Origin of the sequence: Neorhizobium sp. CSC1952, assembly GCF_030378245.1 — a bacterium.
In the GTDB taxonomy this organism is placed as follows: Bacteria; Pseudomonadota; Alphaproteobacteria; order Rhizobiales; family Rhizobiaceae; genus Neorhizobium; species Neorhizobium oryzae_A.
Map to the genome: position 1 here is coordinate 3,672,196 of NZ_CP128416.1, position 23,265 is coordinate 3,695,460.

Below are 23,265 nucleotides of genomic sequence, written 5' to 3' on the forward strand. Positions count from 1 at the left end.
CCTCACTGATTGCCGGTCGCGGCGCGCACGAGGACTTCGGCGCTCAGGCGATCACGTTCAAAAATCCCCGCCGACAGGCCTTCGCGCATCACCATCACCCGGTCTGACATGCCGAGGATTTCCGGAAGCTCGGAGGAGACCATGATGATCGACAGGCCCTCGGCGGCGAGTTCGGTGATGAAGCCGTGCACCGCCGCCTTGGAGCCGATATCGATGCCCTTGGTCGGCTCGTCGAGGATGATCACCTTAGGCCGGGTCGCCAGCCACTTGCCGATCACCACCTTCTGCTGATTGCCGCCGGAGAGCGTGCCGACGGGCACGGAGAGGGCGGCGGCGCGCAGGTCGAGCCGTTCCGCGTATTTGCGGGCAAGCGCCAGTTCGTTCGCGGCCTTCAGGAAGCCGGAGCGGGAGGTCTTCCTCAAAGACGGAAGCGACATGTTCTGGAAGATCGGCATGGGTAAGGCCAGACCGTGACGGCCTCGTTCTTCCGGGACATAGACGATGCCGGCGCGGATCGCGTCGCTGGACGAGCGGATGCCGATCGGCCGGCCTTCCAGCGTCAGCCGGCCGGAGGAGGGGCGGGTGATGCCGAACAGCGACTGGCAGAGTTCGGAACGGCCGGCGCCGATCAGGCCGTAGATGCCGAGGATCTCGCCGCGGCGGAGTTCGAAGGAGATGTCGCGGAATTCGGTCGGGTGGCTATAGCCTTCAACGGCAAGCACCGGAGCGCCGATCTCGACCTTCACTTTGGGGAAGACGTCCTTGACGTCACGGCCGACCATCAGCCGGACGATCTCGTCCTGCGGCGTGTCCTTGAGCTTGCCCTGGCCGACGGCGCGCCCGTCGCGGAAGACGACGAAGTTTTCGGCGATCTCGTAGACCTCGTCGAACTTGTGGCTGATGAAGAGGATCGTCTTGCCCTGCCGCTTCAAGCCTTCGACGATGCGGAAGAGGTCGTCGATCTCCTTGCGGGAAAGGGCGGCGGTCGGCTCGTCCATGATGACGATGCGCGCCTCGACCGAAAGCGCCCGGGCGATCGCGACCAGATGGCGCTGGGCGATCGAGAGGTCGCGCAGGCGGATCGTGGGGTCGATCTCGCTTTCGAGTTCACGCATGAGCGCTTTTGAGCGATCGTTGATCTGCCGCCAGTCGATCGTACCGAAGCGCGTGCGCGGCGCATGGCCGAGAAAGATGTTCTCGCCGACCGTCAGTTCGTCGAAAAGCACGGTTTCCTGATGGATGGCCGTGACGCCGGCATCGATCGCGGCCTGTGCGCTATGGAACGCAATCGGCCGGCCATCGATGAACATCTCGCCTTCGTTGGGGCGATAGATACCGGTCAGGATCTTGACCAGTGTCGACTTGCCGGCGCCGTTCTCGCCGATCAGCGCAGTCACCTGGCCGGGGAAGAGCTTGATGCTGACCCCGTCGAGGGCCTTCACCCCGGGGAATATCTGGCTGATGCCGCGCATTTCCAGGATCGGCGTTCCTGCATCAAGCGAAGGTGTGTCGATCGTCTGGTCAGTCATAGTTACGACAGCAGTCATCATCGGTTTTTACCTGAAAGCCCCTCATCCGCCTGCCGGCACCTTCTCCCCGCCCGCGGGGAGAAGGAATATGCTGCGCTGTCTTCCCAGGTCGAGGACCGTGAGTTGGCCGCATCCCCTCTCCCCGCGTGCGGGGAGAGGGCCAGGGTGAGGGGCAAATGCCAACGGCTCAGAAAATCTTCGAGAACTCGTCGATGTTGGAAGCGTTGTAGACGAACGGGTCGGCCATCGCGGCCTCGCCGTTGTCGCCCACCTTGATCTTGCCCATGCGGCCGGCTTCGATTTCCGAGCCCGGCTTGGCATCCGTGTCGCCCTTGACGATGTGATAGGCGATCTGGGTCGCGGAATAGCCGAGGTCGATCGGGTTCCAGATGGCGAATTCCTTGGTCGCGCCGGACTTGATGGCGCCGGCCATTTCGGACGGCAGGCCGAGGCCGGTGACGTAGACCTGGCCGATCTTGCCGGCATCCTTGACCGCCTGCGAGGCGGCGAGCACGCCGACCGTGGTCGGAGCGACGATGACCTTCACGTTCGGCTGCGAGGTGAGCAGGCCTTGCGCTTCACGATAGGACTTGTCGGCGAGGTCGTCGCCATAGACGGTCGTGGCGAGATTGAGGCCCGGGAAGTCCTTGAGCTGCTTCTTCATCTCCGCGATCCAGGTGTTCTGGTTCGTCGAGGTCGTCGTGGCCGACAGGATCGCGAAATCACCCTTGCCGCCTTCCAGATGGTTTGCCGCGAGCGTCAGGCACATCTTGCCGATGAGCTCGTTGGACGACGGGTTCAGGTGCATGATGCGGCCTTCCGGGGCGACGGCGGAATCCCAGGAGATCACCTTGATGCCGCGCTGGGCGGCCTTCTTCAGTGCCGGAATGACGGCATCCGGATCGTTGGCGGAGATGGCGATCGCATCCACGCCTTGCGCGATCAGCGAATTGATGACTTCGATCTGGCCTTCGGCGGTCGTGGTCGTCGGACCGGTATAGATGATCTCGACGCCGCCGAGTTCCTTTGCCGCTTCCTGTGCGCCCTTGTTGGCGGCTTCGAAGAAGCCGTTGCCGAGCGATTTCACGACGAGCGCGATCTTCATGTCGGCGGCACCTGCGGCCGTAGTCATGGCGGCGAAGGCGAGCGCCACGCCGATAGCCAATTTCCTTGCAAGTTTCATGGTCAGTCCTCCCAGTTGATAGTCCGATTTTCCTCCTGCCGACGGCGCGTCACGCAGCCGACGTGGAATCCTCTTCAGCGATTTCCGCCATGGCGGAGCCGGCGACGATGAGCCTTATGCCGGCGTCCTCGATCATCCGCGTGGCCTCTTCGGTAATGCCGTCATCGGTGATGATCGCCGCCACGCGTTCCAGCGGGCAGAGAATGAGACTCGAGCGGCGGTGGAATTTCGACGAATCCACCATCACGATCAGTTCTTCGGCCTGCTGCATGAGCTTCTGCTCGCTCTGGATCACCAGCGCATCGGCCTCCATGACGCCGAGCGGGCCGACGCCTTGCGCGCCGATGAACATGCGACGGGCATAGAAATTGCGGATCGCATCGTTTTCGAAGGGCGACAGGATCAGGCTCTGTTCGCGGTAGATCGCGCCGCCAGGAACCGTCACGGTACTTTTCGAGTGCTTGACCAGATGTTCGGCGATCGCGAACGAATTGGTCATCACCTGCAGGCGCCGCGCCGACATGAAATGCACCATCTGGAAGGTGGTCGTGCCGCCGTTGATGATGACGGAATCGCCTTCCTCACAGAGTTCGACGGCCCGGCGGGCAATCGCGCGCTTCTTGTCGATATTGACCGATTCCGACACCCGGAAGGAACGGGCCGCGAGCTGGCCGATCTGCGGCGGGTGGACCGCCTCGGCGCCGCCGCGCACGCGCCGGAGCTTGCCCTGGACATGCAACGAGGCGATGTCGCGCCGGATCGTGGCCTCGGAAGCCTCGGTCAGCTCGGCGATATCCTGCACGGTGATGACGGGCTTTTCCTGGATCGCGCTCAAAATGATGCGGTGGCGTTCACGTTCGTGCATCGGGTTCCTCCTGAGGCTCAACTATTGCTGGAAAATTCGTATTGTCAATCAGAAACGATCAAAATCGATTTTATTGCGCTGCACAATGAAAGTTTATGATCGTTTTTGATTGACATGTGGCGAAACAATGCGCGATATCCCGCTGCATGGATATGGCGGCGCAGGTTCGCCATGAGCCGCAAACATGCTGGGAGGAAAGCGATGCCGGGCCAACCACGCCTTCTCGAAAACCGCTGGGATGATTCCCATGCCGCCAAGCTCGACGAGCCGGGCAAGTTGCTCTACCGCTCCAATCTTCTCGGCGCCGACAAGCGCATCACCAATTACGGCGGCGGCAATACTTCGGCAAAGGTCATGGAGACCGATCCGCTGACCGGCGAGAAGGTGCGCGTCATGTGGGTGAAGGGCTCCGGCGGTGATGTCGGCACGATCAAGCTCGACGGTTTCGCGACCCTCTACATGGACAGGCTGGAAGCGCTGAAGGGCCTCTACAAGGGCGTCGAGGACGAGGACCGGATGGTCGGCTTCCTGCCGCACTGCACCTTCAATCTCAATCCGCGGGCGGCTTCGATCGACACGCCGCTGCATGGTTTCGTGCCTTATACGCATGTCGACCACATGCACCCCGATGCGATCATCGCGATCGCCGCGTCGAAGAACTCGAAGGAACTGACGAAGCAGATTTTCGGCGGCGAGATCGGCTGGCTGCCCTGGCGGCGGCCGGGTTTCCAACTCGGGCTCGACCTACAAGCCTTCGTGAAGGCCAATCCGAACGCCAAGGGCGTCGTGCTGGAAAGCCACGGCCTGTTCACCTGGGCGAACGAAGCCAAGGCCTGCTACGAGCTGACGCTCGAAATCATCAACAAGGCGATCGAATGGTTCGCCCATCAGACCGAAGGCAAGACGATCTTCGGCGGTGCCGCGGCGCAAAGCCTGCCGGGGCCGGAACGGCGCGCGATCGCCGCCAGGCTCATGCCGGAAATCCGCGGCCGCATCGGCAAGGCGGAGCGCAAGCTCGGCCATTTCGACGACCAGGATGCCGTGCTCGAATTCGTCAATTCGAAGAACCTGAAGCCTCTCGGCGCACTCGGCACGTCTTGCCCGGACCATTTCCTGCGCACGAAAATCCGGCCGCTGATCCTCGATTTCGATCCGGCCAAGCCCGATGTGGATGCGGTGATTGCCGCGCTCGACAGGGCGCTGGAGGATTATAGGGCCGACTACAGCCGCTATTACGAGACCTGCAAGCACGCCAATTCGCCGAGGATGCGCGACCCGAACCCGGTCATCTTCCTGGTGCCCGGCGTCGGCATGCTGTCATTCGCCCGGGACAAGGCGACCGCCCGCATCGCCGGCGAGTTCTATGTCAACGCGATCAACGTGATGCGCGGCGCTTCCACCGTCTCGGAATATCAGGGGCTGCCGGAGCAGGAGGCTTTCGACATCGAATACTGGCTGCTCGAGGAGGCCAAGCTGCAGCGCATGCCGAAACCGAAGAGCCTTGCCGGACAGGTGGCCTTCGTCACCGGCGGCGCCGGCGGCATCGGGCGCGCAACGGCCGCGCGGCTGATGGGCGAGGGAGCCTGCGTGGTGCTTGCCGATATCGACGGCGGCACGCTCGCTGAGACCAGGGCGGATTTCGAAAAGTCGTTCGGCAAGGATGCAGTGCGCGGCGTCGTACTGGACGTCACGAAGGAAGACGCCGTCATCTCAGCCTTCGCGGAAGCCTGCGTCGAATTCGGCGGCGTCGACATCCTCGTCTCCAATGCGGGGATCGCTTCCTCGGCGCCGGTCGAGGAAACCACGCTCGCCATGTGGAACAAGAATATCGACATCCTGGCCACCGGCTATTTCCTCGTCTCGCGCGAGGCCTTCAAGCTCTTCCGGCGCCAGAAGCTCGGCGGCAATGTGGTCTTCGTCGCATCGAAGAACGGGCTTGCCTCTTCTCCGAACGCGTCGGCCTATTGCACCGCCAAGGCTGCCGAGATCCATCTCGCCCGCTGCCTGGCGCTCGAAGGCGCGGAAGCCGGCATCCGCGTCAACACGGTCAATCCCGATGCGGTGCTGCGCGGTTCCAAGATCTGGAGCGGCGAGTGGCGCGAGCAGCGTGCGGCATCCTCGAAGATCGAAGTCTCCGACCTGGAGGAACATTACCGCAAGCGTTCGCTGCTGAAGCTGAACGTCTTCCCGGAGGATATCGCGGAGGCGATCTACTTCCTTGCGTCGGACGCGTCGTCGAAATCGACCGGCAACATCATCAACGTGGATGCCGGCAACGCTCAGAGTTTTACGCGCTGAGTGGTTTTGCCCCTCACCCTGACCCTCTCCCCGCCAGGCCGGGAGAGGGATCGTGCCTTGATCGAGGCCGATGGGAAGGAGAGGCTGCAGCGAATCTCCTTCGCCCCGTTTACGGGGAGAAGGTGCCCGGCAGGGGCGGATGAGGGGCAAATAAGGAGGAGAGCATGGCTGAGCTAAAAATCGCAGCGGATGTGATTGCCGCGGAAAACGAGAGACGCGCACCGGCGCTCAAATCCGATTACCAGGCGCTCGGGGAAAGCCTGTCGCGCCGGGGTATCGATATCGAAGCAGTCACGAAGAAGGTTTCGGAATTCTTCGTTGCCGTGCCTTCCTGGGGTGTCGGCACGGGTGGCACGCGTTTCGCCCGCTTTCCGGGTGAGGGTGAGCCGCGCGGCATCTTCGACAAGCTCGACGATTGCTCCGTCATCCATCAACTGACCCAGGCGACGCCGACCGTTTCGCTGCATATTCCGTGGGACAAGACGGATGCCAGGGAGCTGAAAGCCAAGGGCGATGCGCTGGGCCTCGGTTTCGATGCGATGAACTCCAACACGTTTTCCGATGCGCCGGGGCAGGTTCATTCCTACAAATACGGTTCGCTCAGCCATACGGACGCCGCGACCCGGCGGCAGGCGATCGAGCACAATCTCGAATGCATCGAGATCGGCAAGGCGATCGGCTCCAAGGCGCTGACGGTCTGGATCGGCGACGGCTCGAATTTTCCGGGCCAGAGCCATTTCACCAGGAGCTTCGAGCGCTATCTCGCCGCCATGGCGGAGATCTATAAGGCGCTGCCGGACGACTGGCGGCTGTTCTCCGAGCACAAGATGTATGAGCCTGCCTTCTATTCGACGGTGGTGCAGGACTGGGGCACGAACTACCTGATCGCCAGCACGCTCGGGGAGAAGGCCTTCTGCCTCGTCGACCTCGGCCATCATGCGCCGAATACCAATATCGAGATGATCGTCGCCAGGCTGATCCAGTTCGGCAAGCTCGGCGGCTTCCATTTCAACGATTCGAAATACGGCGACGACGATCTCGACGCCGGCGCTATCGAGCCTTATCGGCTCTTCCTCGTCTTCAACGAACTGGTCGATGCGGAACATCGCGGCGTCAAAGGCTTCCATCCGGCCCATATGATCGATCAGTCGCATAACGTGACCGATCCGATCGAGAGCCTGATTTCCAGCGCCAACGAAATCCGCCGCGCCTACGCCCAGGCGCTGCTCGTCGATCGCGGGGCGCTCGACGGGTTCCAAGAGGAGAACGACGCCTTGATGGCGTCGGAAACCCTGAAGCGCGCCTACCGCACCGATGTCGAGCCGATCCTGGCCGAAGCCCGCCGCCGGGCGGGCGGTGCTATCGACCCGATCGCGGCCTATCGCGCCAGCGGATACCGGAGAAAGGTCGCCGCCGAGCGTCCGGCCTCCACCGCCGGAGGCGGCGGGATCGTCTGACGGGTCTCTTCATCCGGCAGACGCGGAGGCGCCTAGCTCTTCCACGTCCAGTTCCGCACTTCGGGCATATCCTCGCCATGCTCGCGGACATAGCGATGATGCTCATCGAGCTTGCCGCGCAGTGTTTCGACGACATGCGCGGCCTTCTCCTTCAGCCCCGGCACGCGCTCGATCGCCTCGATGGCGAGATGGAAGCGGTCGAGTTCGTTCAGCACCGTCATGTCGAAGGGAGTGGTGGTCGTACCCTCTTCGATGAAGCCGCGGACATGGATGTTGCGGTGGTTGGTCCGCTTGTAGGTCAGCCGATGGATCAGATAGGGATAGCCGTGATAGGCGAAGATCACCGGCCGGTCGGCGGTGAAGAGCCGGTCGAATTGTGCGTCTTCCAGCCCATGCGGATGATGTTCCTTCGACTGCAGCGCCATCAGGTCCACGACATTCACGACGCGGACCGTGAGGTCGGGCAGAGCTTTGCGCAGGAGCGTGACCGCGGCCAGCGTCTCCATGGTCGGAACGTCGCCGGCGCAGGCCATGACGACATCCGGTTCCGCCGCCTTTTCTTCGTTGCCCGCCCATTCCCAGATGCCGATGCCGGCCTCGCAATGCTTCACGGCCTCTTCCATCGTCAGCCACTGCGGCTCCGGCTGCTTGCCTGCGACGATGACGTTGATGCGATCGTAGGTTCTCAGGCAATGGTCGCCCACCCATAGCAGCGTGTTGGCATCCGGGGGCAGGTAGATGCGGACGATATCGGCCTTCTTGTTCGCCACGAGGTCGACGAAGCCCGGGTCCTGATGGGAGAAGCCGTTGTGATCCTGCCGCCAGACATGGGACGTCAGGAGATAGTTCAGCGACGATATGGGTTCGCGCCATTCCAGCTCGCGCGAAACCTTGAGCCATTTGGCATGCTGGTTGAACATGGAATCGACGATGTGGATGAAGGCCTCGTAGCAGGAGAAGAGACCGTGCCGGCCGGTCAGCAGATAGCCTTCGAGCCAGCCCTGGCAGAGGTGTTCGCTGAGGACCTCCATGACGCGGCCGTCCCGCGACAGGTGGACGTCGTAGGGTTCGATCTTTTCCATCCAGACGCGGTCGGTCGCTTCGAAGACGCTGCCCAGCCTGTTGGACTCGGTCTCGTCGGGGCCGAAGACGCGGAAATTCTTCTGCTGCGCATTCAGCGTCAGGACGTCCCGCAGATAGCGGCCGAATATCTCCGTCGACTGGACCTGACGGCTGCCGCGTTCGGCGATCTCGACCTCATAACCGCCGATCGAAGGGACGATCAGTTCTTGTCGCAGCCGGCCGCCGTTCGCGTGCGGATTTGCACCCATCCTCCGTTCGCCTTCGGGCGCCAGCGCCCTCAGCTCCGGCTTCAGGCGGCCATCGGCGTCGAAGAGATCCTGCGGGTCGTAGCTGCGCATCCAGGCTTCGAGAATCTGCCGGTGGCCGTCGTCGTCACGGCAATTGGAGACCGGAACCTGATGCGAGCGCCAGAAGCCCTCGACCTTCTTTCCGTCGACCTCCTTGGGACCGGTCCAGCCCTTGGGGCTTCTCAGCACGATCATCGGCCACCGAGGCATTCCTGGTGACGGAACTCCGTCGCGTGCGTTCCGCTGGATCGCCCGGATGAGGCCGAACGCCTGATCGAAGGCCGCCGCCATCTTCCTGTGCATGTCCGCGGGCTTGTCGCCTTCGACGAAGAGGGGTTCGTAGCCATAGCCAATGAACAGGTTTTTGAGATCGTCGTTGCTCGCACGTCCGAGGATGGTCGGGTTGGCGATCTTGTAGCCGTTGAGGTGCAGGATCGGCAGGACGGCGCCGTCCCGCGCAGGGTTCAGAAACTTGTTCGAATGCCAGCCGGCAGCGAGCGGGCCGGTCTCGGCCTCGCCGTCGCCGATCACGCAGGCGACGGTCAGGCCGGGATTGTCGAAGGCCGCTCCGAAGGCATGCACCAGCGCATAACCGAGCTCGCCGCCTTCGTGGATCGAACCGGGCGTTTCCGGTGCGGCATGGCTCGGAATGCCGCCGGGAAAGGAGAACTGCCTGAAGAGCCTGCGCATGCCGTCGGCGGTTTCAGGCACGTCCGGATAGATCTCGCTGTAGGTGCCTTCGAGATAGGTGTTCGCCACCATGCCGGGCCCGCCGTGACCCGGGCCACAGATGTATATGACATCGAGACCGTAGGCCCTGATCATCCGGTTGAGGTGCGCATAGATGAAATTCAGCCCCGGCGTCGTGCCCCAATGGCCGAGCAGGCGCGGCTTGATATGCTCCGACCTCAAAGGCTCCGACAGCAGCGGATTGTCGAGAAGATAAATCTGTCCGACGGAGAGATAGTTCGCCGCACGCCAGTAACGGTCGATCAATTGCAGTTCGGTATCGGTAAGAACGGTTTCCGCACTGTTGTCCATCTCCGTCTCCTTCAGCCTGGATTGCCGAGAAAGGGCAGGGCTTCGTTTGCAAGCACCTGTTCCTCGTCCGTGGGAATGATGAATGCCTTGATCCTGCTCAATGGAGTGCCGATCACCGTCTCGCCGGCCCTGTTGCGGGCTTCGTCCAGTTCCAGCCCTGTCCATTTGAGATGAGCACAGACGCGCCGCCGCACCTCCGGCTGGTTCTCGCCGATGCCCGCCGTGAAGACCACGGCATCGAGACCGCCGAGGGTCACGGCCATGCGGCCGATTTCGCCGGCGATGCGGAAGCAGAAGAGATCGATCGCTTCCTTCGCTTCCGGGGCCGCGCTTTGCAGAAGCTCGCGCGTGTCGCCGCTGATGCCGGAAACGCCGAGAAGGCCGCATCGATGGTAGAGGAAATTCTCTATCTCACCGACCTCCGGCGTGCGTTCGCGCAGAAGATAGAGGATGGCGCCCGGATCGAGCCAGCCGGGCCGCGTCGCCATGGGAATACCGTCGAGAGCCGAAAAGCCCATGCTGCAATCGCGGCTGGCACCGCCCTCCATGGCGCAGAGACTGGCGCCGCTTCCGAGATGTGCGGCAACCACTTTCGCGGCTGCGGCCTTAGGGTCGATTTCCTGAAGCTTTCCGGCGATGAATTTGTAGGAAAGGCCATGAAAGCCGTAACGGCGCAGGCCGGCATCGTGCAGGTCCCGCGGGATGGCGAGGCGGCGGACGATGTCCTGTTGCGTCGCGTGGAACGCAGTATCGAACGAGGCCGTCTGCAGGAGATCGGGCCGAAGCTCCCGCAGGGCATGGATCACCTTCAGGGCCTGCGGCTGATGCAGCGGAGCCAGGGGAACCATGTCTTCGATCTGCCGGACGACGTCGCCGTCCAGACGGGCGGCACCCCGGAAGCGCAGCCCTCCATGGACGACGCGATGAGCGGCGATTTCCAGCGTCGCGCCTGCGAGGCGCGGAAGCAGGCTGTCGAGCGTTTCTTCCACGACTTCGCCGAAGCCCGATTCGTGATCACCGGACAGTTTGCGCTCGAACGCCTCGCTGCCGATCGCATAGCGAAGCGCGACACCGGCTTCTCCGAAATCGATCTTGCCTTTGCCGATCGGCCTTGCCCGGCCGCCTCCGATATCGAAGACGCCGATCTTGAGCGTTGACGATCCGGCGTTGAATGTCAGGCAGACCTGATCGGTAGTCATGCTCGCTCCACGATGCGTATCCGCGCTGGCGCCGATCTCCCGGCCTCTGGTCATCTAGGGCCGTTCGCTTCCGCGTAAACCCGGCTCGGCGGTGTCGGTGCGTCATTCGTCGTCGGATTTCGTGCTTCCCGGGATGAAGTGTGCGAGAATGCGAACGACCGTCACGATGATTGCGCCCAGCGCGACCCCCACGATCAACAGGAAGGTCTGGCCGGCGCCTGCCGCGATCCCTATCGCTGCGGCGAGCCAGATATTCGCGGCGGATGTCAGGTTGTGAACGTTGCCCTTGGAAAAGAAGATCGCGCCGGCGGCTATGAAGCCGACCGCCTGCGCCAGGCCTTGGACAACCCGCAGCGGATCGACATTCGTCGCGCCGCGCAGGCTGAGATCGTCATAGATCATCATCGCGGAGACGGTGATCACCGCCGCGCTGAGCGCGACGAGAGCATGGGTCCTTATACCGGCGGCGATACCGCGCATCTCGCGGTCGAGGCCGAGCAGCGTGCCGGCAAGGCTGGCGATACCCAATCGAAAAACGATGTCTTCAGGTGACATTTCTCTCCCCTTTTCCAAATATAGCGTCATGGCGTCCGCCGCCATGCATTCCCTGGTGCCGGGGGCGCCGCGACTTTTGGCAATAACCATCGAACCTTGATCTGCTATTTTGGTTTCAGGGAATAGGATCCAGTTCGGTGCCCAGTATGATTATCCAGCGTATCAGCTTCTATGTGCTTCTGATTCTGGTGACCCTCGCGTTCATCGCCGTCATCCTGCCCTTCTATTCGGCGATATTCTGGGCCATCGTTTTCGCGATCATCTTCTTTCCTCTTCACGCCAGGCTGGAAGCGGGCCTGCATGGGCGCCGGAATATCGCCGCGGCGCTCTCCGTCCTGATCTGCCTCTGCCTCGTCATCATTCCGGGGCTGATCGTCCTCAGCTCGCTCATCCAGGAGGGCAATCATCTCTATCAGCGCATCGACAACGGTGAGATCGACGTCCGGCGGCTTCTCCAGCAGTTGCAGGCCGCCTTGCCGCTGTTCCTGCAGGAAAGGCTTCAGGCGCTGGAGCTGAACGGCTTCCAGGAGCTGCGCGACCGCATCTCGTCGTCGCTCGTGCAGGGCGGCGGCTTCTTCGCCGGTCGCGCACTGAGCTTCGGCCAGAACACGCTTCAGTTCTTCGTCACGTTCGGCGTCATGCTCTACCTGTTGTTTTTTCTGTTCCGGGACGGGCGCTTCCTGGCGCGGATCGTCCGAAATGCCCTGCCGTTGAGCGATGCCCACACGCTCCAGTTCACGTCCAAATTCACCTCGGTCGTTCGAGCCACGGTCAGGGGCAACATCATCATCGCGATCCTGCAGGGAGCGATTGGCGGCGTCGCCTTCTGGGCTCTCGGCGTGGGGCCTGCTCTGCTCTGGGGCGTCCTCATGAGCTTCCTGTCGCTGCTGCCGGCGGTGGGGGCCGCGCTGATCTGGGTGCCTACCGCAATCTACCTCGCGCTCACCGGCTTCTGGATCAAGGCGCTCATTCTCGTGGCGATCGGCGTTCTGGTCATCGGTCTTGTCGACAACCTGCTCAGACCGCCCCTCGTTGGGAAGGAAACCAGACTGCCCGACTATGTCGTCCTCATCTCGACGATCGGCGGCATTTCGCTCATCGGAATCAACGGTTTCGTCATCGGGCCGCTGATCGCGGCCCTCTTCATGGCGGCGTGGGGCATCTTTGTCGAAGAGCAGGGCAGCGCGGGGCCGACGGATCCCGGCTGAAATACCCCCGGCAATGGTGGAACCAAGGCCCGGCTGCTCAGTTCGAGGGATACACGAAACATGATCATGGAGGTGAAGCCATGAGTGCTTCGGGTCTTGCCGTCTTCGATAAGACGCTGCAAATCACCAACATCTGGCTGGACGATCTGATGGAGGACCACGGGCCCGATCGCCAGCTCGCATGGCGCATGCTGAGCGCTGTCCTGCACACCCTTCGCGACCGGCTGCCGGCGGATCTGGCCGCGCATCTTTCGGCGCAGCTGCCGTTGTTGATCCGAGGGACCTATTACGACCAGTACGATCCCTCCAAACAGCCGTCGCGCATCCGGTCGCTGGATGCTTTCCTGGAGCAGGTCAACGAAGAGCTCTCGTCCGCAAGGCCCGTGGACGTGAACGAGGCCGTTCGATCGGTTTTCCGGGTCCTTTCCCATTTTCTCGACCCCGATGAGGCGCGGAAGGTGCGGGAAGGCCTGCCGGAGGAGATCCGGGAGCTCTGGCCGGATCCCGCCAAGCTGCATTGAGACCTGACCGGCGGCATCGGGTTGCGGACAGCGAAAACGGAGGACATGGACATGGGCATGACGTTGATGAGTCCGGCGTTTGCCGAAGGCGAGGCAATTCCGGAGAAATATACCCGGCTTGGCGAAAACCTGATGCCCCCGCTGAAATGGGGCGGCATTCCTCAGGAAGCGAAGAGCCTCGCACTGGTCGTGGAAGATCCCGATGCTCCGAGCGGCACCTTCCGCCATTGCGGAGTGTTCAACATTCCCGTCGGCTGGAGCGAGCTTTCCGAGAGCGCCGATACGGCGCCGGGCGGCGGCCCGCGGTTTTCCCGCAATGACTTCGGCAATGCCCGGTATGACGGGCCGCAACCCCCAAGGGGTCATGGAACCCATCACTACCATTTCCGGCTGGCCGCGCTCGACGTTCCGAAACTCACCGTGCCGGATTCCGCCGGCATCGAAACCATGTGGCAGGAGGCGCGCAGGCATGCGCTTTCGGAAACATCGCTGACCGGCACCTTCGAAGTGCATTGAAACCTCCGGGAAACGGCCGGCACAGCAAAGGAGGATGAACCATGAAAGTATCGGAGATCATGTCGCGCGACGTGCAGATCGCCAACCCTCAGCAGACCATCGCGGAGATCGCCAGGAAAATGGCCGATCAGGAAATCGGCTTCATGCCGGTCGGCGACGGCGATCGCCTGGTCGGAGCCATCACGGACAGGGATATGGTGGTGCGGGGATTGGCGGATGGCCTGGCAGGCGACGCCAAGGTTCGCGAGGTGATGACACGCGACGTCAAGTATTGTTTCGAGGACGACGACGTCGATGATGTCGCCCGCAACATGGGGCAGGTCCAGGTTCGCCGGCTTCCCGTCGTCAACCGCGACAAGCGTCTGACGGGCGTGATCTCGCTCGGCGACGCGGCGCTTGCCGAAGCCGCAGCCGCCGGCGCGGGGCTCAAGAAAATCGCCCGCCCCGGTGGCACCCACGCGCAATAAACGCGAGTGCGGAATCAGGAATGGAGTCGGCGGCCACTGCCGGCTCCATTCGTAACGGGCATCCTCTTCGACTTCCGCTTTCCAACCTTCCTGCCAGATACAGCCGCGGGCTCCCGCAGGTGCGACCTTTTGGCCCGGGGCAGACCCGAAAGATCTCGGAACCATCGCCCGGCTCCTCAGTTGACGTTTAGAAAGTGAAAGAAAAACAGAGAAAAACAATGCAACAACCGCCTACCGACCCCGTTCCGAATCCGCAGCCGCCCGTGCCTCCGCCGGCAACCCCGATCCCGCCGATCGAGGAGCCGGAGCCGGACCGGCTGCCCGACGAGGAACCCAATCCCAATCCCGACGAAACCGACGAACCGGCCAAGTATACGCGCCATGAACTCGCAACGACTTACGGCATCAGCGAGCAGGAAGCGGCGCGGCTGATCGACAGGTTCGGCGCTTCCTCCGCCGAACTGGACCTTATCCTGGCGGCAAAGGGGCGAACGAAAAACCATCGGCGGCAGGATATTGCCCAGACGGCGGAGGAGATCGCGTTCGGGTAAGCCAGGTGCATCGACATGACGAAGATATCTGTGAAGGCGGCAGGAGCACTTTTTGCGACGGTATCGCTGATGGCTGCATTTCTTCCGGTAGAAGATGCGGCGGCCCAGGCTCCGTCGCCACAGAAATGCGCCGCCCCTGCGGAGCCGGAAAACCGTCAGCAGGAAGCGCCCGAAACCGGCGACCGGAACCTTTCCAAGAAGCTCGACGACTGCAACGGCGTGCTGAAGGCGCCGGGCGTCGGCGACAGCGAGATGGTCGAACCCGCTCCGGACACCGGCAGGTCGCGCGTGATCCGGCCCGACACGCTTCCGCCCGACGCGAATCCCTCGAACGGATCGGGCGGTTGATCCTTCCCGCTTCCGGCGTTGTTCGGGCTTCGGCTAGAGACCGAAAGGATAGGTCTCCGGCGCGCCTTCCTGCACATGTTCCGACAGCAGAGGCGCAACCGCGTTCGTCCTGTCGAACCAGACGAAGGCGTCGAACTGGCGCGGTAGCGAAGCATACATGTAGTGGCTGAGGCGTTCCGTCTCGGGGCGGTATATCACGCCGATGAAGCGTTCGAGCCGCGGCTCCAATAGCCGTTGTTCCACCGGCGGATGTCTCGTCATGTCGAGGAGGAAACGGTCCGAATCCGCCTGATGCATGAGCTGCTCGTAACTGCCGTCCAACGCCGGGCGTACGGTCTTCACCTGCATCTCGCCATCCCAATCGTCTGCGGCGGCGACCTCTCCCTCATGGGTACCGAAACCGATCGATGCAGCCTTGTCGCCGAAGCGCTCGCGGCAGAGCTGGCCGATGTTGATCTCCTCGCGCGCGGTGCCCATGTCCGTATGCCGGGCGTCGCCGATATGGGAGTTATGCGCCCAGACGACCGCTTTGGAACCTGGTCCGCGAGCTTTCAGAAGTTGCTCCAGCGTTTCGAACATATGGGTATCGCGGAGATTCCAGGATTGCGAACCGCCGTAATACATGATGCGGTAGTAGCGTTCGGCCGATGCCACCAGCCGTGCATTTTGGGCGGCGTCGAACAGCTCGTCGCCATCCCGAAGCGAGCGGTCGAGCTGACGTGCCAGCAGATCCCGGCATTGGGCGACGGCCGCCTTTTCGCATTTTCCGTAGCCCTCCGTCAGCACGGCGCGTCCATAGGTGGAAGGTTCGTTCTGCCAGGGCGTCAGGCAGCCGTACCGTTGCCGTGCGACCGCTGCGGCGTCCGGATCGGCCTCGTCGAGATAGGCAAGTACCGCGGCGATCGAGCCGCTCATGTTGTAGATATCGAGCCCGTAAAAGCCGGCTCTCTTTTCTGCCTCCGAAACGTCCTGGTTGTGCTCGCGCAGCCAGCCGATGAAACCGGAAACCTCCTTGTTGCGCCACATCCAGGTGGGAAACCGCTGGAAAGGAGCCTCGAGCAGCTTCCCGGGCCGATCGCGCACGTAACGGTCGACGGCGGCTGCATCGGGCCAGTCGGCCTCGACGGCGACGATATTGAAACCGTGCCGCTCGATGAGGCGCCGCGTGATCGCCGCGCGAGCCCGATAGAATTCCGACGTGCCGTGGCTTGCCTCCCCGAGCAGCACGACCCGTCGGCTTGCGAACCGGTCGAAGAGCTGTCCGAAGTCCGGGTCTTCGAAGGCGGGAAGCGGTTCCGCCGCTTCGGCGATCAGTTCGGGCAAGCTCCGCTCGCGCGGTTTCGCCGTATGGCGCGGTTCGTGCCAGCCTTGCTCGCCGATCAGGGGCACGAAGCGAACGCCTCCAAGATACTCTTCCTCGAATGTCGTTGCATTCGTGCGCGTGACGCGGATGAGCCGCTGCTCGCCTTCCGATCCGACCGGAATGATGAGATGCCCTCCGAGATCGAGCTGTTCCTTGAGCGCCTGCGGAACGGAAGGCCCTCCGGCCGCAACCAGGATCGCATCGAACGGAGCGGCCTCCGGCCAGCCCTTCGTGCCATCGCCGATCCGGACGGCGATATTGTCGAAACCCAGCTTCCCGAACCGCTTCCGGGCCTGGTCGCCAAGACTGCGATACCGTTCGACCGTGTAGACATGTCCGGCAAGCCGGCTCATCACTGCGGCCGCATATCCGGAACCAGTGCCTATTTCCAGGACGGCATCGCCAGGTTCGATCTCCGCCTTGTCGATCATCAATGCGACGATATAGGGCTGTGAAATGGTCTGCCCTTCGCCGATCGCAAGCGGCGAATCCTCGTAGGCAAATTCCTCGAAGCCCGGTTCCACGAAAGCCTCGCGCGGCACTTCGCGCAATGCCCGGAGAAGCTTCGGATCCCTGAGCCCACGTCGAGCCACATGGGCCTCGATCATCCGGTCGCGTGCATAAGCGAAATCGAACATGACGGTCGTTCCGTTCGATGATCAGTCCAACGGGCGCTCGACTGAAAAGTTTCACCGAGATGCAGGGATATTGCTGATTTCGGGAGAAATCAGTTCACGTCTTCGCCAAGTTCGCGCGCCAGATGGAGGCGTGCGCGGTTGACCCTGCTTTTCATCGTGCCGAGCGGGCAATGGCACCGCGCGGCGGCATTCTCGTAACTCACGCCTTGAATGAACACCAGTTCGATGGCGCTGCGATAGTGATCCGGCAAGCGGACGAGCGCCTCTTCCAGTTCGCGGCCGCGCAGGGACCATTCCTGCAGGGGCTGAACGGCCGGGCGATTGGCGAGGCTATCTTCGATTCCGATATGTTCCCGCTTCGAAAGGCTGAACCTGGTGCAAAAGGAATTGCGCATGATTGTGAAGAGCCAGGATTTCAGACGCGTTCCTTCCTCGAACTTTTCGAGGTTTGCGATCGCCTTCAAAAGCGTCTCCTGGACGAGATCGTCGATGTCGCTCGGTGCGCGGTAGAAACGCGCGGCAAATCGTCGAAGTGCGGGAATCAACTCCACCACTTCGATTTCCAGCCGGCGACGTGAGGGGGCTACTGGCATGCGTTTCCTCCGCGCAGTTGAGAAGAGTTTGGACGGGCTTCTTCATGGGCCGAACAAGCCGTCTCTCATTTCGTTCCCGACGGGCGGATACGGCGGCAGCGGCGGCTGTTCTTCTTCGCTTTAGGACGGAACTCCGCGCAACCGCCCGCAGTTCGGTTGCCGCAAATGTCCCGCGCGCAAGGAGTTCCCCTTGAACCTCAGCACCTTCCTCTTCGGCCGCCGCCTTTCCAACCGGGAACAGGAGGACAAGAAGATAGGCTGGGTCGAGGCCGTTCCCGCCATGGGGCTGGATGGGCTCGGTTCCTCCTCCTATGGACCGGAAGCGGCGCTCACGGTGCTCATCCCTCTGGGCGCCGCGGGGCTTTTTTACGCAGGTCCGGTGATCGCCTGTATCGTGCTGCTGCTGGCGATCCTCTATTTTTCCTACCGTCAGACGCTCGCGGCCTATCCCACCAGCGGCGGCGCCTATGTCGTGGCAAGAGAAAATCTCGGCGAATATCCAAGTCTTCTGGCCGCGGCCGCGCTGATGATCGACTATGTGCTGAATGTCGCCGTGGGTGTTTCGGCGGGCGTCGGCGCGCTCGTCTCCGCTCTGCCGGCCCTTCATCCCTACATATTGCCGCTCTGCATCGGGATCGTCGCAATCGTTACGCTTGCCAATCTGCGGGGAACGGGAGAGGCGGGCTGGCTCTTTGCGTTGCCGACTTATCTTTTCATCTGCTGTTTCCTCGGCGTGATAGGCTACGGAGTGATCAGGATCGTGCTGGAGGGCGATCCTGCCCCGGTGGTCGCTCCACCGCCGCTGCCTCCGGTCTCAGGGGAGGCGACCGTCTGGCTGCTGATGCACGCCTTTGCGAGCGGTTGTACGGCGATGACGGGGGTGGAAGCGGTCTCCAACGGCGTAGGGTCCTTCCGAAAGCCCGTTCTTCGCAACGCCTATGTCACACTGACCATCATCGTCGCCGTTCTCGGAATGCTTCTCGCCGGCATCGCGACCGTCGCGAGCGTTTTCGGCATCGGCGCCATGGATCAGACCGAAACGGGCTATCAGAGCGTTCTTTCCCAACTGATCGGCGCGGTATCGGGTTACAACGCGTTCTACTACGTCGCGATGGCGAGCCTGCTTTCCATCCTCTGCCTTTCCGCCAATACGAGCTTCGTTGGGTTTCCGCGCCTTTGCCGGATGGTTGCCGGAGACGAATATCTTCCGAAGGTCTTCGCCCAGCCGGGGCGGCGGCTGGTCTTCACGGCGGGCATCCTGTTCCTTTGCGGCTTTGCAGCCCTGCTGCTTGTCTCGTTCGGCGGCATCACGGAAAGGCTGATACCGCTATTCGCGGTAGGGGCTTTCCTGACCTTCACGATCTCGCAGGCCGGCATGGTCGTGCACTGGCGCAGGCACTCGGAGCGCCATCCCGGAAAGCTCGCGATGAATGCGATAGGCGCCTGTTCGACAGGTGCCGCGCTTCTCGTCATTCTCGTCGCGAAGTTCGCGGAAGGCGCCTGGATAACGCTGATCGCGGTACCATTGACCATCGTGCTCCTCAAGGCGATCAAAGGTTACTACGTTTCGCTCGAGGCGGAGTTGCGCAATCCCGGTCCGATCGTGATCGAAGACATCGAGCCGCCGACCGTCCTCATCGTGACGGAGGGATGGAACCGCCTGAGCGAACGGGCGATCAAGTTCGCCCTGACGATCTCGCCCGATGTCGTGGCCGTGCATGTCGTGCGCCTGGGAGGACCGGACTCCGACGAGAACGAGAAGGCACTGCATGACCAATGGAAGGCCGAAGTCGAGGAGCCGGCCGCCGCACAGGGGCTGAACCCTCCGCGGTTGATCCTGGTACCGTCGCCTTACCGGCAACTTCATGAACCATTGCTGCGCTTGATCGAGAAATTGGATGCCGATGCGCCCGAACGAGCAGTCACCGTACTTATTCCCGAAACCGTCAAGGAGAAGTGGTGGCAGAGGCTGCTCCACATGAACAGGGCAGGGCGGCTTCGCTCACGGCTTCTGAGGTCCGGCAATCCGCGGCTGACCGTCGCCACCATACCCTGGCGGCTGTCGGGAAATGGACAGAGCGGCGAAAGACGAAAGGCCTGGTAAAGGGCGTTCCGTCTAATCCCGCCTGCCGTAGATCCGGTCGATGACGCCGGCGACGTCGATAAGCCTTTCGCAGGCCGGGTCGTAGGTCGCGCTCCGCGCAAGCCGTGCTGCCCAGGCGGTGGCGGCGCGGCCGCCCCATGCGTCGGGCGGCTCGGTCAGGAGCTCGCGCGATGTGCCCCGGAAACGCTCTGCGGTGAAATCATAGAAGGATCCGTTCACGTTGCGCATCGATGCGCCGCCCTCCGTGCCGAAGAATTCCGCTTCGATCACGGCATCGCATCCGGCCTGCAGCCGCCAGGAGCAGGCGATACGGACCACCGCACCGTTGTCGAGGGTCAATGTCGCGACGCCGTAATCCTCGACCCGGTCAATCCCGGGAGTGACCGGGCTGCCGGCGCTCATGAGATGGCTCGCAACATCGACGACCTTCGGGAAGTCGAGAGTCCACAGCGCAAGATCGATGAGGTGCACGCCAAGGTCCATCACGCACCCGCCGCCGGAGAGCGCCTTGTCGTAGAACCAGGCCTTGTCGGGGCCATAGGCATTGTGGAAGGTGAGGTCGGCGGCAAATATTTTTCCCAGTTCTCCCGAGCGGATGATCTGCCTGATCCGCTGCATGGCCTCGGTCCGGCGATAGGAGAGATCGACGCCGAGCAATCGGTCTGCGGCCTTTGCCGCTTCGACCACCGCCGTGACTTCTTCGGCGGTGCGGCCGAGCGGCTTCTGGCAGAAGACCGCGAAACCGGCCTTCAGCGCCCTTATCGACTGTTCGGCATGTTGAGCGCTCGGCGTCGCGATCACCACGCCGTCCAGGTCTTCCGCGAGCAGTTCGTCCAGGTTCCCGGCCAGGCGGGCTTCCGGGGTTAGCTTGCGGGCCTCTTCCGCCATGGCCGGGGAGGGATCGGCGATCGCCACCGCCTGCGCCAGGCCGTCATCCAGGATCGCGTTCATGCGGTGACGTCCGATCCAGCCGACGCCCAGAAATCCAAGCCGTGCAGGTTTGGCAGCAGCTCGAAGCTTCTGTTCGGAGATTACTTCGTTCATGGATACATCACCAATGCCTTGAGGAAATTTCCGGGGCGATCGCGCGTATCGTTCAGGGCCTTGTCGAGCCGATCGAGCGGATAGCTGTGCGTGTAAAGAGACGATGGATCGAGGCGGCCGTCGGCGACCGCGTCGATCGCCTCGCGAATGCCCCCGATATAGACGGCCGGGTCACGCTCGTGGGCGTTGATGACATCGAGCCCCCGCCAGTTCCACAATTGCATGTTGACCTGCCGCGGACCGTCCTGGTGATAGCCAGCGATGACGAGCCTGCCGCGTTCTCGTGTGAGTTCGCCGGCGAGGTCGAGCGGCCACTGCTTGCCGACCGCCTCGATCACCCGGTCGCAGAAACGGCCATCGGTCAGCGTTCGCACCTCTTCGATGATGCGCCAGTGATCGTCGAGCGGAATGGTTTCGGCAGCGCCCATCCGCCTTGCCAGTTCCAGCGAATGGGGGCGCCGGGAGATCGCGATCACCCGTACGCCGGATCGGGCGGCAAGCTGCGTCAGCAGCGCGCCGAGGAAGCCGATGCCGATGACCGCCACAGTCTGGCCGGCCCGAATGTCGGCGCGTTGGAAAATGTTCATGGCGCAACCTAGCGGCTCGCCCGGAAACGGCTGGCCGTCCAGGGCCTCCGGCAAGCGGACCACCATGCCGGAAGGAGCGATGTCGTGAGTGGCATAGGCGTGATAGCTGAGGGCGGCGACACGATCGCCGATCGCGACGCCGTCGACGTCGGGGCCGACCGCATCGACACGGCCCCAGCCTTCGTGACCAAGTCCCCCCGGTTCGGTCGGGAATTTCATCCATTCCGGTCCTGCCCAGGGCACGAGATTGGAGGCGCAGACGCCGCAGCCCTCCAATCGGATCCGCACCTCACCGGAGCCCGGCTCGGGCAGGGGCAAGGATTCCAGCCTGATCCGGCCGGGACCGGCAATGACCGCAGCCTTCATCAAGCCCGTCGGGGCCTTCGCCATGATATTCATGCTCCGCCTCTCTGCTGGATGTCGGCTCACACGACCGACGCGGGTTGGAACTACAAACCACGCCGAGAGTTCCGGAAGAGGATGATGTTGCCGGATTCGACCGGCCTTATGCCTTGCTATCTCTTCTCCGCCAGTTCCGGCGGGCCGATCTTCTGCAGAGCGAGACGGCAGTCGGTGTCGGAGAGCCTCATTCAGCGGGGAAGATCATTGATGAAGTCATAGAAGACAAAGATGTCATTGATGAAGGAACTTTTGTTCCCGAGCCCTGTTCGGCGGCCATAGTCACCTTCATTCCTCTAGTCCCGAGGCAGTCAATGGCAACAATTCTTGTTACTGGCGGTTGCGGCTTTATCGGCCGTCATGTGGTGGAAGAACTTCTCGAACAAGGCAACGGCGTACGCATTCTCGACGCTCTTATCGACCAGGTTCATGGCGATGCGGAAGCCATGGTCCCGGAAGCGGCGGAGATCGTCCGCGGCGACGTGCGGGACAAGGCAGCCGTCGAGGAGGCGCTGGACGGCGTCGACGGCGTCATTCATCTCGCCGCCGAAGTCGGCGTCGGTCAGTCGATGTACGAGATCGCCCGCTACGTGGGCGGCAACGATCTCGGAACGGCCGTCCTTCTCGAAACCATGATCGGCCGGCCCGTCAAGCGGATCGTCGTCGCCTCGTCGATGAGCGTTTATGGCGAGGGCCGCTACCTGACGTCCGAAGGTGAGCAGCTCGGTTTCGTCCGACGCAGGAGCGAACGCATCAAGGCGGGCCAATGGGACCCGCTCGGTCCGGACGGCGAAGTTCTCACGCCGGTTGCGACCGACGAGGAGAAGCCGGTCGACCTCGCCTCGATCTACGCTCTGACGAAATATGCGCAGGAAAAACAGGTGCTGATCTTCGGCGAAGCCTATGGTGTCGAAGCGGTGGCGCTGCGCCTCTTCAACGTGTTCGGCGCCGGTCAGGCGCTCTCCAATCCCTATACCGGCGTGCTCGCCAACTTCGCTTCCAGGCTTGCGAACAGCCAGGCGCCGATGATCTTCGAGGACGGCAGGCAGCGGCGCGACTTCGTGCATGTCCGGGACGTTGCGCGCGCGTTCCGTCTGGCGCTCGAAAAGCCTGATGCGGCCGGACATGTGATCAATATCGGCAGCGGGCAGGCCTATACGATCGCCGAGGTGGCGGCCCTGCTCGCCGAGGCGATGGGGGTTCCGCATATCGCGCCGGAGATCCTGAACAAGGCCCGCTCGGGCGATATCCGCAATTGCTTCGCCGATATTTCGAAGGCCCGCGAGCTTCTCGGCTTCGAGCCGAGATACCGGCTCGAGAATGCGCTGGAGCCTTTTGCCGAATGGGTGAGAAGCACCGGCGCCATCGATCGGGGCGCGGAAATGAAGCGGCAGCTCGAAGAGCGGGGGCTGGTATCATGAGCATGGCG

General features: G+C 62.7%; 20 protein-coding genes. 10 read left to right on the forward strand and 10 right to left on the reverse strand.

Features of this window, described 5'->3' with window-relative positions:
* Positions 1 to 2: 2 nt before the first annotated feature.
* The 3 genes from QTA58_RS17910 to QTA58_RS17920 all read right to left on the reverse strand — a co-directional run bounded on the left by QTA58_RS17910 (position 3) and on the right by QTA58_RS17920 (position 3,577).
* Positions 3 to 1,529, reverse strand: a complete 1,527-nt coding sequence (locus tag QTA58_RS17910; RefSeq protein WP_289673207.1) for a sugar ABC transporter ATP-binding protein — start codon at positions 1,527 to 1,529, stop codon at positions 3 to 5.
* A 187-nt stretch (positions 1,530 to 1,716) separates the two neighbouring features.
* Positions 1,717 to 2,712, reverse strand: coding sequence for a rhamnose ABC transporter substrate-binding protein (gene rhaS / locus QTA58_RS17915; protein ID WP_085424848.1), 996 nt, complete (start codon positions 2,710 to 2,712; stop codon positions 1,717 to 1,719).
* A 49-nt stretch (positions 2,713 to 2,761) separates the two neighbouring features.
* Positions 2,762 to 3,577, reverse strand: coding sequence for a DeoR/GlpR family DNA-binding transcription regulator (locus QTA58_RS17920; protein ID WP_289669914.1), 816 nt, complete (start codon positions 3,575 to 3,577; stop codon positions 2,762 to 2,764).
* A gap of 201 nt (positions 3,578 to 3,778) precedes the next feature.
* Between QTA58_RS17920 and QTA58_RS17925 the strand changes: the two genes are divergently transcribed.
* Together QTA58_RS17925 and rhaI are read left to right on the forward strand one after the other, a co-directional pair.
* Positions 3,779 to 5,875 carry a bifunctional rhamnulose-1-phosphate aldolase/short-chain dehydrogenase gene (locus tag QTA58_RS17925; RefSeq protein WP_289669915.1) on the forward strand — a complete coding sequence of 699 codons (2,097 nt, stop codon included), beginning with the start codon at positions 3,779 to 3,781 and terminating at the stop codon, positions 5,873 to 5,875.
* A 164-nt stretch (positions 5,876 to 6,039) separates the two neighbouring features.
* On the forward strand, positions 6,040 to 7,332 hold the full coding sequence (gene rhaI / locus QTA58_RS17930) for an L-rhamnose catabolism isomerase (protein ID WP_289669917.1): 1,293 nt from the start codon (positions 6,040 to 6,042) through the stop codon (positions 7,330 to 7,332).
* A 32-nt stretch (positions 7,333 to 7,364) separates the two neighbouring features.
* Here rhaI and QTA58_RS17935 read toward each other — a convergent pair whose 3' ends face one another.
* From QTA58_RS17935 to QTA58_RS17945, 3 genes are all read right to left on the reverse strand, one after another.
* A complete protein-coding gene (locus tag QTA58_RS17935) occupies positions 7,365 to 9,743 on the reverse strand; it encodes a phosphoketolase family protein (protein ID WP_289669918.1) in 2,379 nt (792 codons plus the stop codon).
* A gap of 11 nt (positions 9,744 to 9,754) precedes the next feature.
* Positions 9,755 to 10,942: an acetate/propionate family kinase gene (locus tag QTA58_RS17940; RefSeq protein WP_289669920.1), complete on the reverse strand. Its 1,188-nt coding sequence runs from the start codon at positions 10,940 to 10,942 to the stop codon at positions 9,755 to 9,757.
* A 102-nt stretch (positions 10,943 to 11,044) separates the two neighbouring features.
* A complete protein-coding gene (locus QTA58_RS17945; RefSeq protein WP_289669922.1) occupies positions 11,045 to 11,497 on the reverse strand; it encodes an MgtC/SapB family protein in 453 nt (150 codons plus the stop codon).
* A 146-nt stretch (positions 11,498 to 11,643) separates the two neighbouring features.
* Here QTA58_RS17945 and QTA58_RS17950 point away from each other — a divergent pair, with 146 nt between their 5' ends.
* The 6 genes from QTA58_RS17950 (at position 11,644) to QTA58_RS17975 (ending at position 15,108) form a co-directional block, all read left to right on the forward strand.
* The gene (locus tag QTA58_RS17950) at positions 11,644 to 12,705 is read left to right on the forward strand and encodes an AI-2E family transporter (protein ID WP_289673209.1); all 1,062 of its coding nucleotides are present in this window, start codon (positions 11,644 to 11,646) and stop codon (positions 12,703 to 12,705) included.
* Positions 12,706 to 12,785: 80 nt separating this feature from the next.
* Positions 12,786 to 13,226 carry a DUF2267 domain-containing protein gene (locus QTA58_RS17955; RefSeq protein WP_289669924.1) on the forward strand — a complete coding sequence of 147 codons (441 nt, stop codon included), beginning with the start codon at positions 12,786 to 12,788 and terminating at the stop codon, positions 13,224 to 13,226.
* Positions 13,227 to 13,277: 51 nt separating this feature from the next.
* Entirely contained in the window at positions 13,278 to 13,742 is a 465-nt protein-coding gene (locus QTA58_RS17960) for a YbhB/YbcL family Raf kinase inhibitor-like protein (RefSeq protein ID WP_289669927.1), read from the forward strand.
* A 41-nt stretch (positions 13,743 to 13,783) separates the two neighbouring features.
* On the forward strand, positions 13,784 to 14,209 hold the full coding sequence (locus QTA58_RS17965; protein ID WP_289669928.1) for a CBS domain-containing protein: 426 nt from the start codon (positions 13,784 to 13,786) through the stop codon (positions 14,207 to 14,209).
* Between the two features lie 218 nt (positions 14,210 to 14,427).
* The gene (locus QTA58_RS17970) at positions 14,428 to 14,760 is read left to right on the forward strand and encodes a hypothetical protein (protein ID WP_289673357.1); all 333 of its coding nucleotides are present in this window, start codon (positions 14,428 to 14,430) and stop codon (positions 14,758 to 14,760) included.
* A gap of 15 nt (positions 14,761 to 14,775) precedes the next feature.
* The gene (locus QTA58_RS17975) at positions 14,776 to 15,108 is read left to right on the forward strand and encodes a hypothetical protein (RefSeq protein ID WP_289669929.1); all 333 of its coding nucleotides are present in this window, start codon (positions 14,776 to 14,778) and stop codon (positions 15,106 to 15,108) included.
* Positions 15,109 to 15,141: 33 nt separating this feature from the next.
* Here the strand turns inward: QTA58_RS17975 and QTA58_RS17980 are convergent, their stop codons facing one another.
* Both QTA58_RS17980 and QTA58_RS17985 read right to left on the reverse strand, forming a co-directional pair.
* Positions 15,142 to 17,109 (reverse strand): protein-L-isoaspartate(D-aspartate) O-methyltransferase, encoded by a 1,968-nt coding sequence (locus QTA58_RS17980; RefSeq protein WP_289669931.1) that lies wholly within the window; start codon positions 17,107 to 17,109, stop codon positions 15,142 to 15,144.
* Positions 17,110 to 17,198: 89 nt separating this feature from the next.
* The gene (locus QTA58_RS17985) at positions 17,199 to 17,702 is read right to left on the reverse strand and encodes a sigma-70 family RNA polymerase sigma factor (RefSeq protein ID WP_085424835.1); all 504 of its coding nucleotides are present in this window, start codon (positions 17,700 to 17,702) and stop codon (positions 17,199 to 17,201) included.
* A 190-nt stretch (positions 17,703 to 17,892) separates the two neighbouring features.
* Between QTA58_RS17985 and QTA58_RS17990 the strand changes: the two genes are divergently transcribed.
* The gene (locus QTA58_RS17990) at positions 17,893 to 19,806 is read left to right on the forward strand and encodes an APC family permease (protein WP_289669932.1); all 1,914 of its coding nucleotides are present in this window, start codon (positions 17,893 to 17,895) and stop codon (positions 19,804 to 19,806) included.
* Between the two features lie 12 nt (positions 19,807 to 19,818).
* Here QTA58_RS17990 and QTA58_RS17995 read toward each other — a convergent pair whose 3' ends face one another.
* Together QTA58_RS17995 and QTA58_RS18000 are read right to left on the reverse strand one after the other, a co-directional pair.
* A complete protein-coding gene (locus tag QTA58_RS17995; protein WP_289669934.1) occupies positions 19,819 to 20,850 on the reverse strand; it encodes a Gfo/Idh/MocA family oxidoreductase in 1,032 nt (343 codons plus the stop codon).
* Positions 20,847 to 21,836 carry a zinc-binding dehydrogenase gene (locus QTA58_RS18000; RefSeq protein WP_289669936.1) on the reverse strand — a complete coding sequence of 330 codons (990 nt, stop codon included), beginning with the start codon at positions 21,834 to 21,836 and terminating at the stop codon, positions 20,847 to 20,849. Before QTA58_RS18000 ends, QTA58_RS17995 begins: the two co-directional genes overlap by 4 nt.
* Positions 21,837 to 22,150: 314 nt before the next feature.
* Between QTA58_RS18000 and QTA58_RS18005 the strand changes: the two genes are divergently transcribed.
* Positions 22,151 to 23,257 carry an NAD-dependent epimerase/dehydratase family protein gene (locus tag QTA58_RS18005; protein WP_289669938.1) on the forward strand — a complete coding sequence of 369 codons (1,107 nt, stop codon included), beginning with the start codon at positions 22,151 to 22,153 and terminating at the stop codon, positions 23,255 to 23,257.
* The last annotated feature ends 8 nt before the right edge of the window (positions 23,258 to 23,265 follow it).

Excerpts from the sequence above, each read along its gene's own strand:
- QTA58_RS17910 (WP_289673207.1), bottom strand. The coding sequence starts at position 1,529 with ATGACTGACCAGACGATCGACACACCTTCGCTTGATGCAGGAACGCCG.
- rhaS (WP_085424848.1), bottom strand. The coding sequence starts at position 2,712 with ATGAAACTTGCAAGGAAATTGGCTATCGGCGTGGCGCTCGCCTTCGCC.
- QTA58_RS17920 (WP_289669914.1), bottom strand. The coding sequence starts at position 3,577 with ATGCACGAACGTGAACGCCACCGCATCATTTTGAGCGCGATCCAGGAA.
- QTA58_RS17925 (WP_289669915.1), top strand. The coding sequence starts at position 3,779 with ATGCCGGGCCAACCACGCCTTCTCGAAAACCGCTGGGATGATTCCCAT.
- rhaI (WP_289669917.1), top strand. The coding sequence starts at position 6,040 with ATGGCTGAGCTAAAAATCGCAGCGGATGTGATTGCCGCGGAAAACGAG.
- QTA58_RS17935 (WP_289669918.1), bottom strand. The coding sequence starts at position 9,743 with ATGGACAACAGTGCGGAAACCGTTCTTACCGATACCGAACTGCAATTG.
- QTA58_RS17940 (WP_289669920.1), bottom strand. The coding sequence starts at position 10,942 with ATGACTACCGATCAGGTCTGCCTGACATTCAACGCCGGATCGTCAACG.
- QTA58_RS17945 (WP_289669922.1), bottom strand. The coding sequence starts at position 11,497 with ATGTCACCTGAAGACATCGTTTTTCGATTGGGTATCGCCAGCCTTGCC.
- QTA58_RS17950 (WP_289673209.1), top strand. The coding sequence starts at position 11,644 with ATGATTATCCAGCGTATCAGCTTCTATGTGCTTCTGATTCTGGTGACC.
- QTA58_RS17955 (WP_289669924.1), top strand. The coding sequence starts at position 12,786 with ATGAGTGCTTCGGGTCTTGCCGTCTTCGATAAGACGCTGCAAATCACC.
- QTA58_RS17960 (WP_289669927.1), top strand. The coding sequence starts at position 13,278 with ATGGGCATGACGTTGATGAGTCCGGCGTTTGCCGAAGGCGAGGCAATT.
- QTA58_RS17965 (WP_289669928.1), top strand. The coding sequence starts at position 13,784 with ATGAAAGTATCGGAGATCATGTCGCGCGACGTGCAGATCGCCAACCCT.
- QTA58_RS17970 (WP_289673357.1), top strand. The coding sequence starts at position 14,428 with ATGCAACAACCGCCTACCGACCCCGTTCCGAATCCGCAGCCGCCCGTG.
- QTA58_RS17975 (WP_289669929.1), top strand. The coding sequence starts at position 14,776 with ATGACGAAGATATCTGTGAAGGCGGCAGGAGCACTTTTTGCGACGGTA.
- QTA58_RS17980 (WP_289669931.1), bottom strand. The coding sequence starts at position 17,109 with ATGTTCGATTTCGCTTATGCACGCGACCGGATGATCGAGGCCCATGTG.
- QTA58_RS17985 (WP_085424835.1), bottom strand. The coding sequence starts at position 17,702 with ATGCCAGTAGCCCCCTCACGTCGCCGGCTGGAAATCGAAGTGGTGGAG.
- QTA58_RS17995 (WP_289669934.1), bottom strand. The coding sequence starts at position 20,850 with ATGAACGAAGTAATCTCCGAACAGAAGCTTCGAGCTGCTGCCAAACCT.
- QTA58_RS18000 (WP_289669936.1), bottom strand. The coding sequence starts at position 21,836 with ATGAATATCATGGCGAAGGCCCCGACGGGCTTGATGAAGGCTGCGGTC.
- QTA58_RS18005 (WP_289669938.1), top strand. The coding sequence starts at position 22,151 with ATGGCAACAATTCTTGTTACTGGCGGTTGCGGCTTTATCGGCCGTCAT.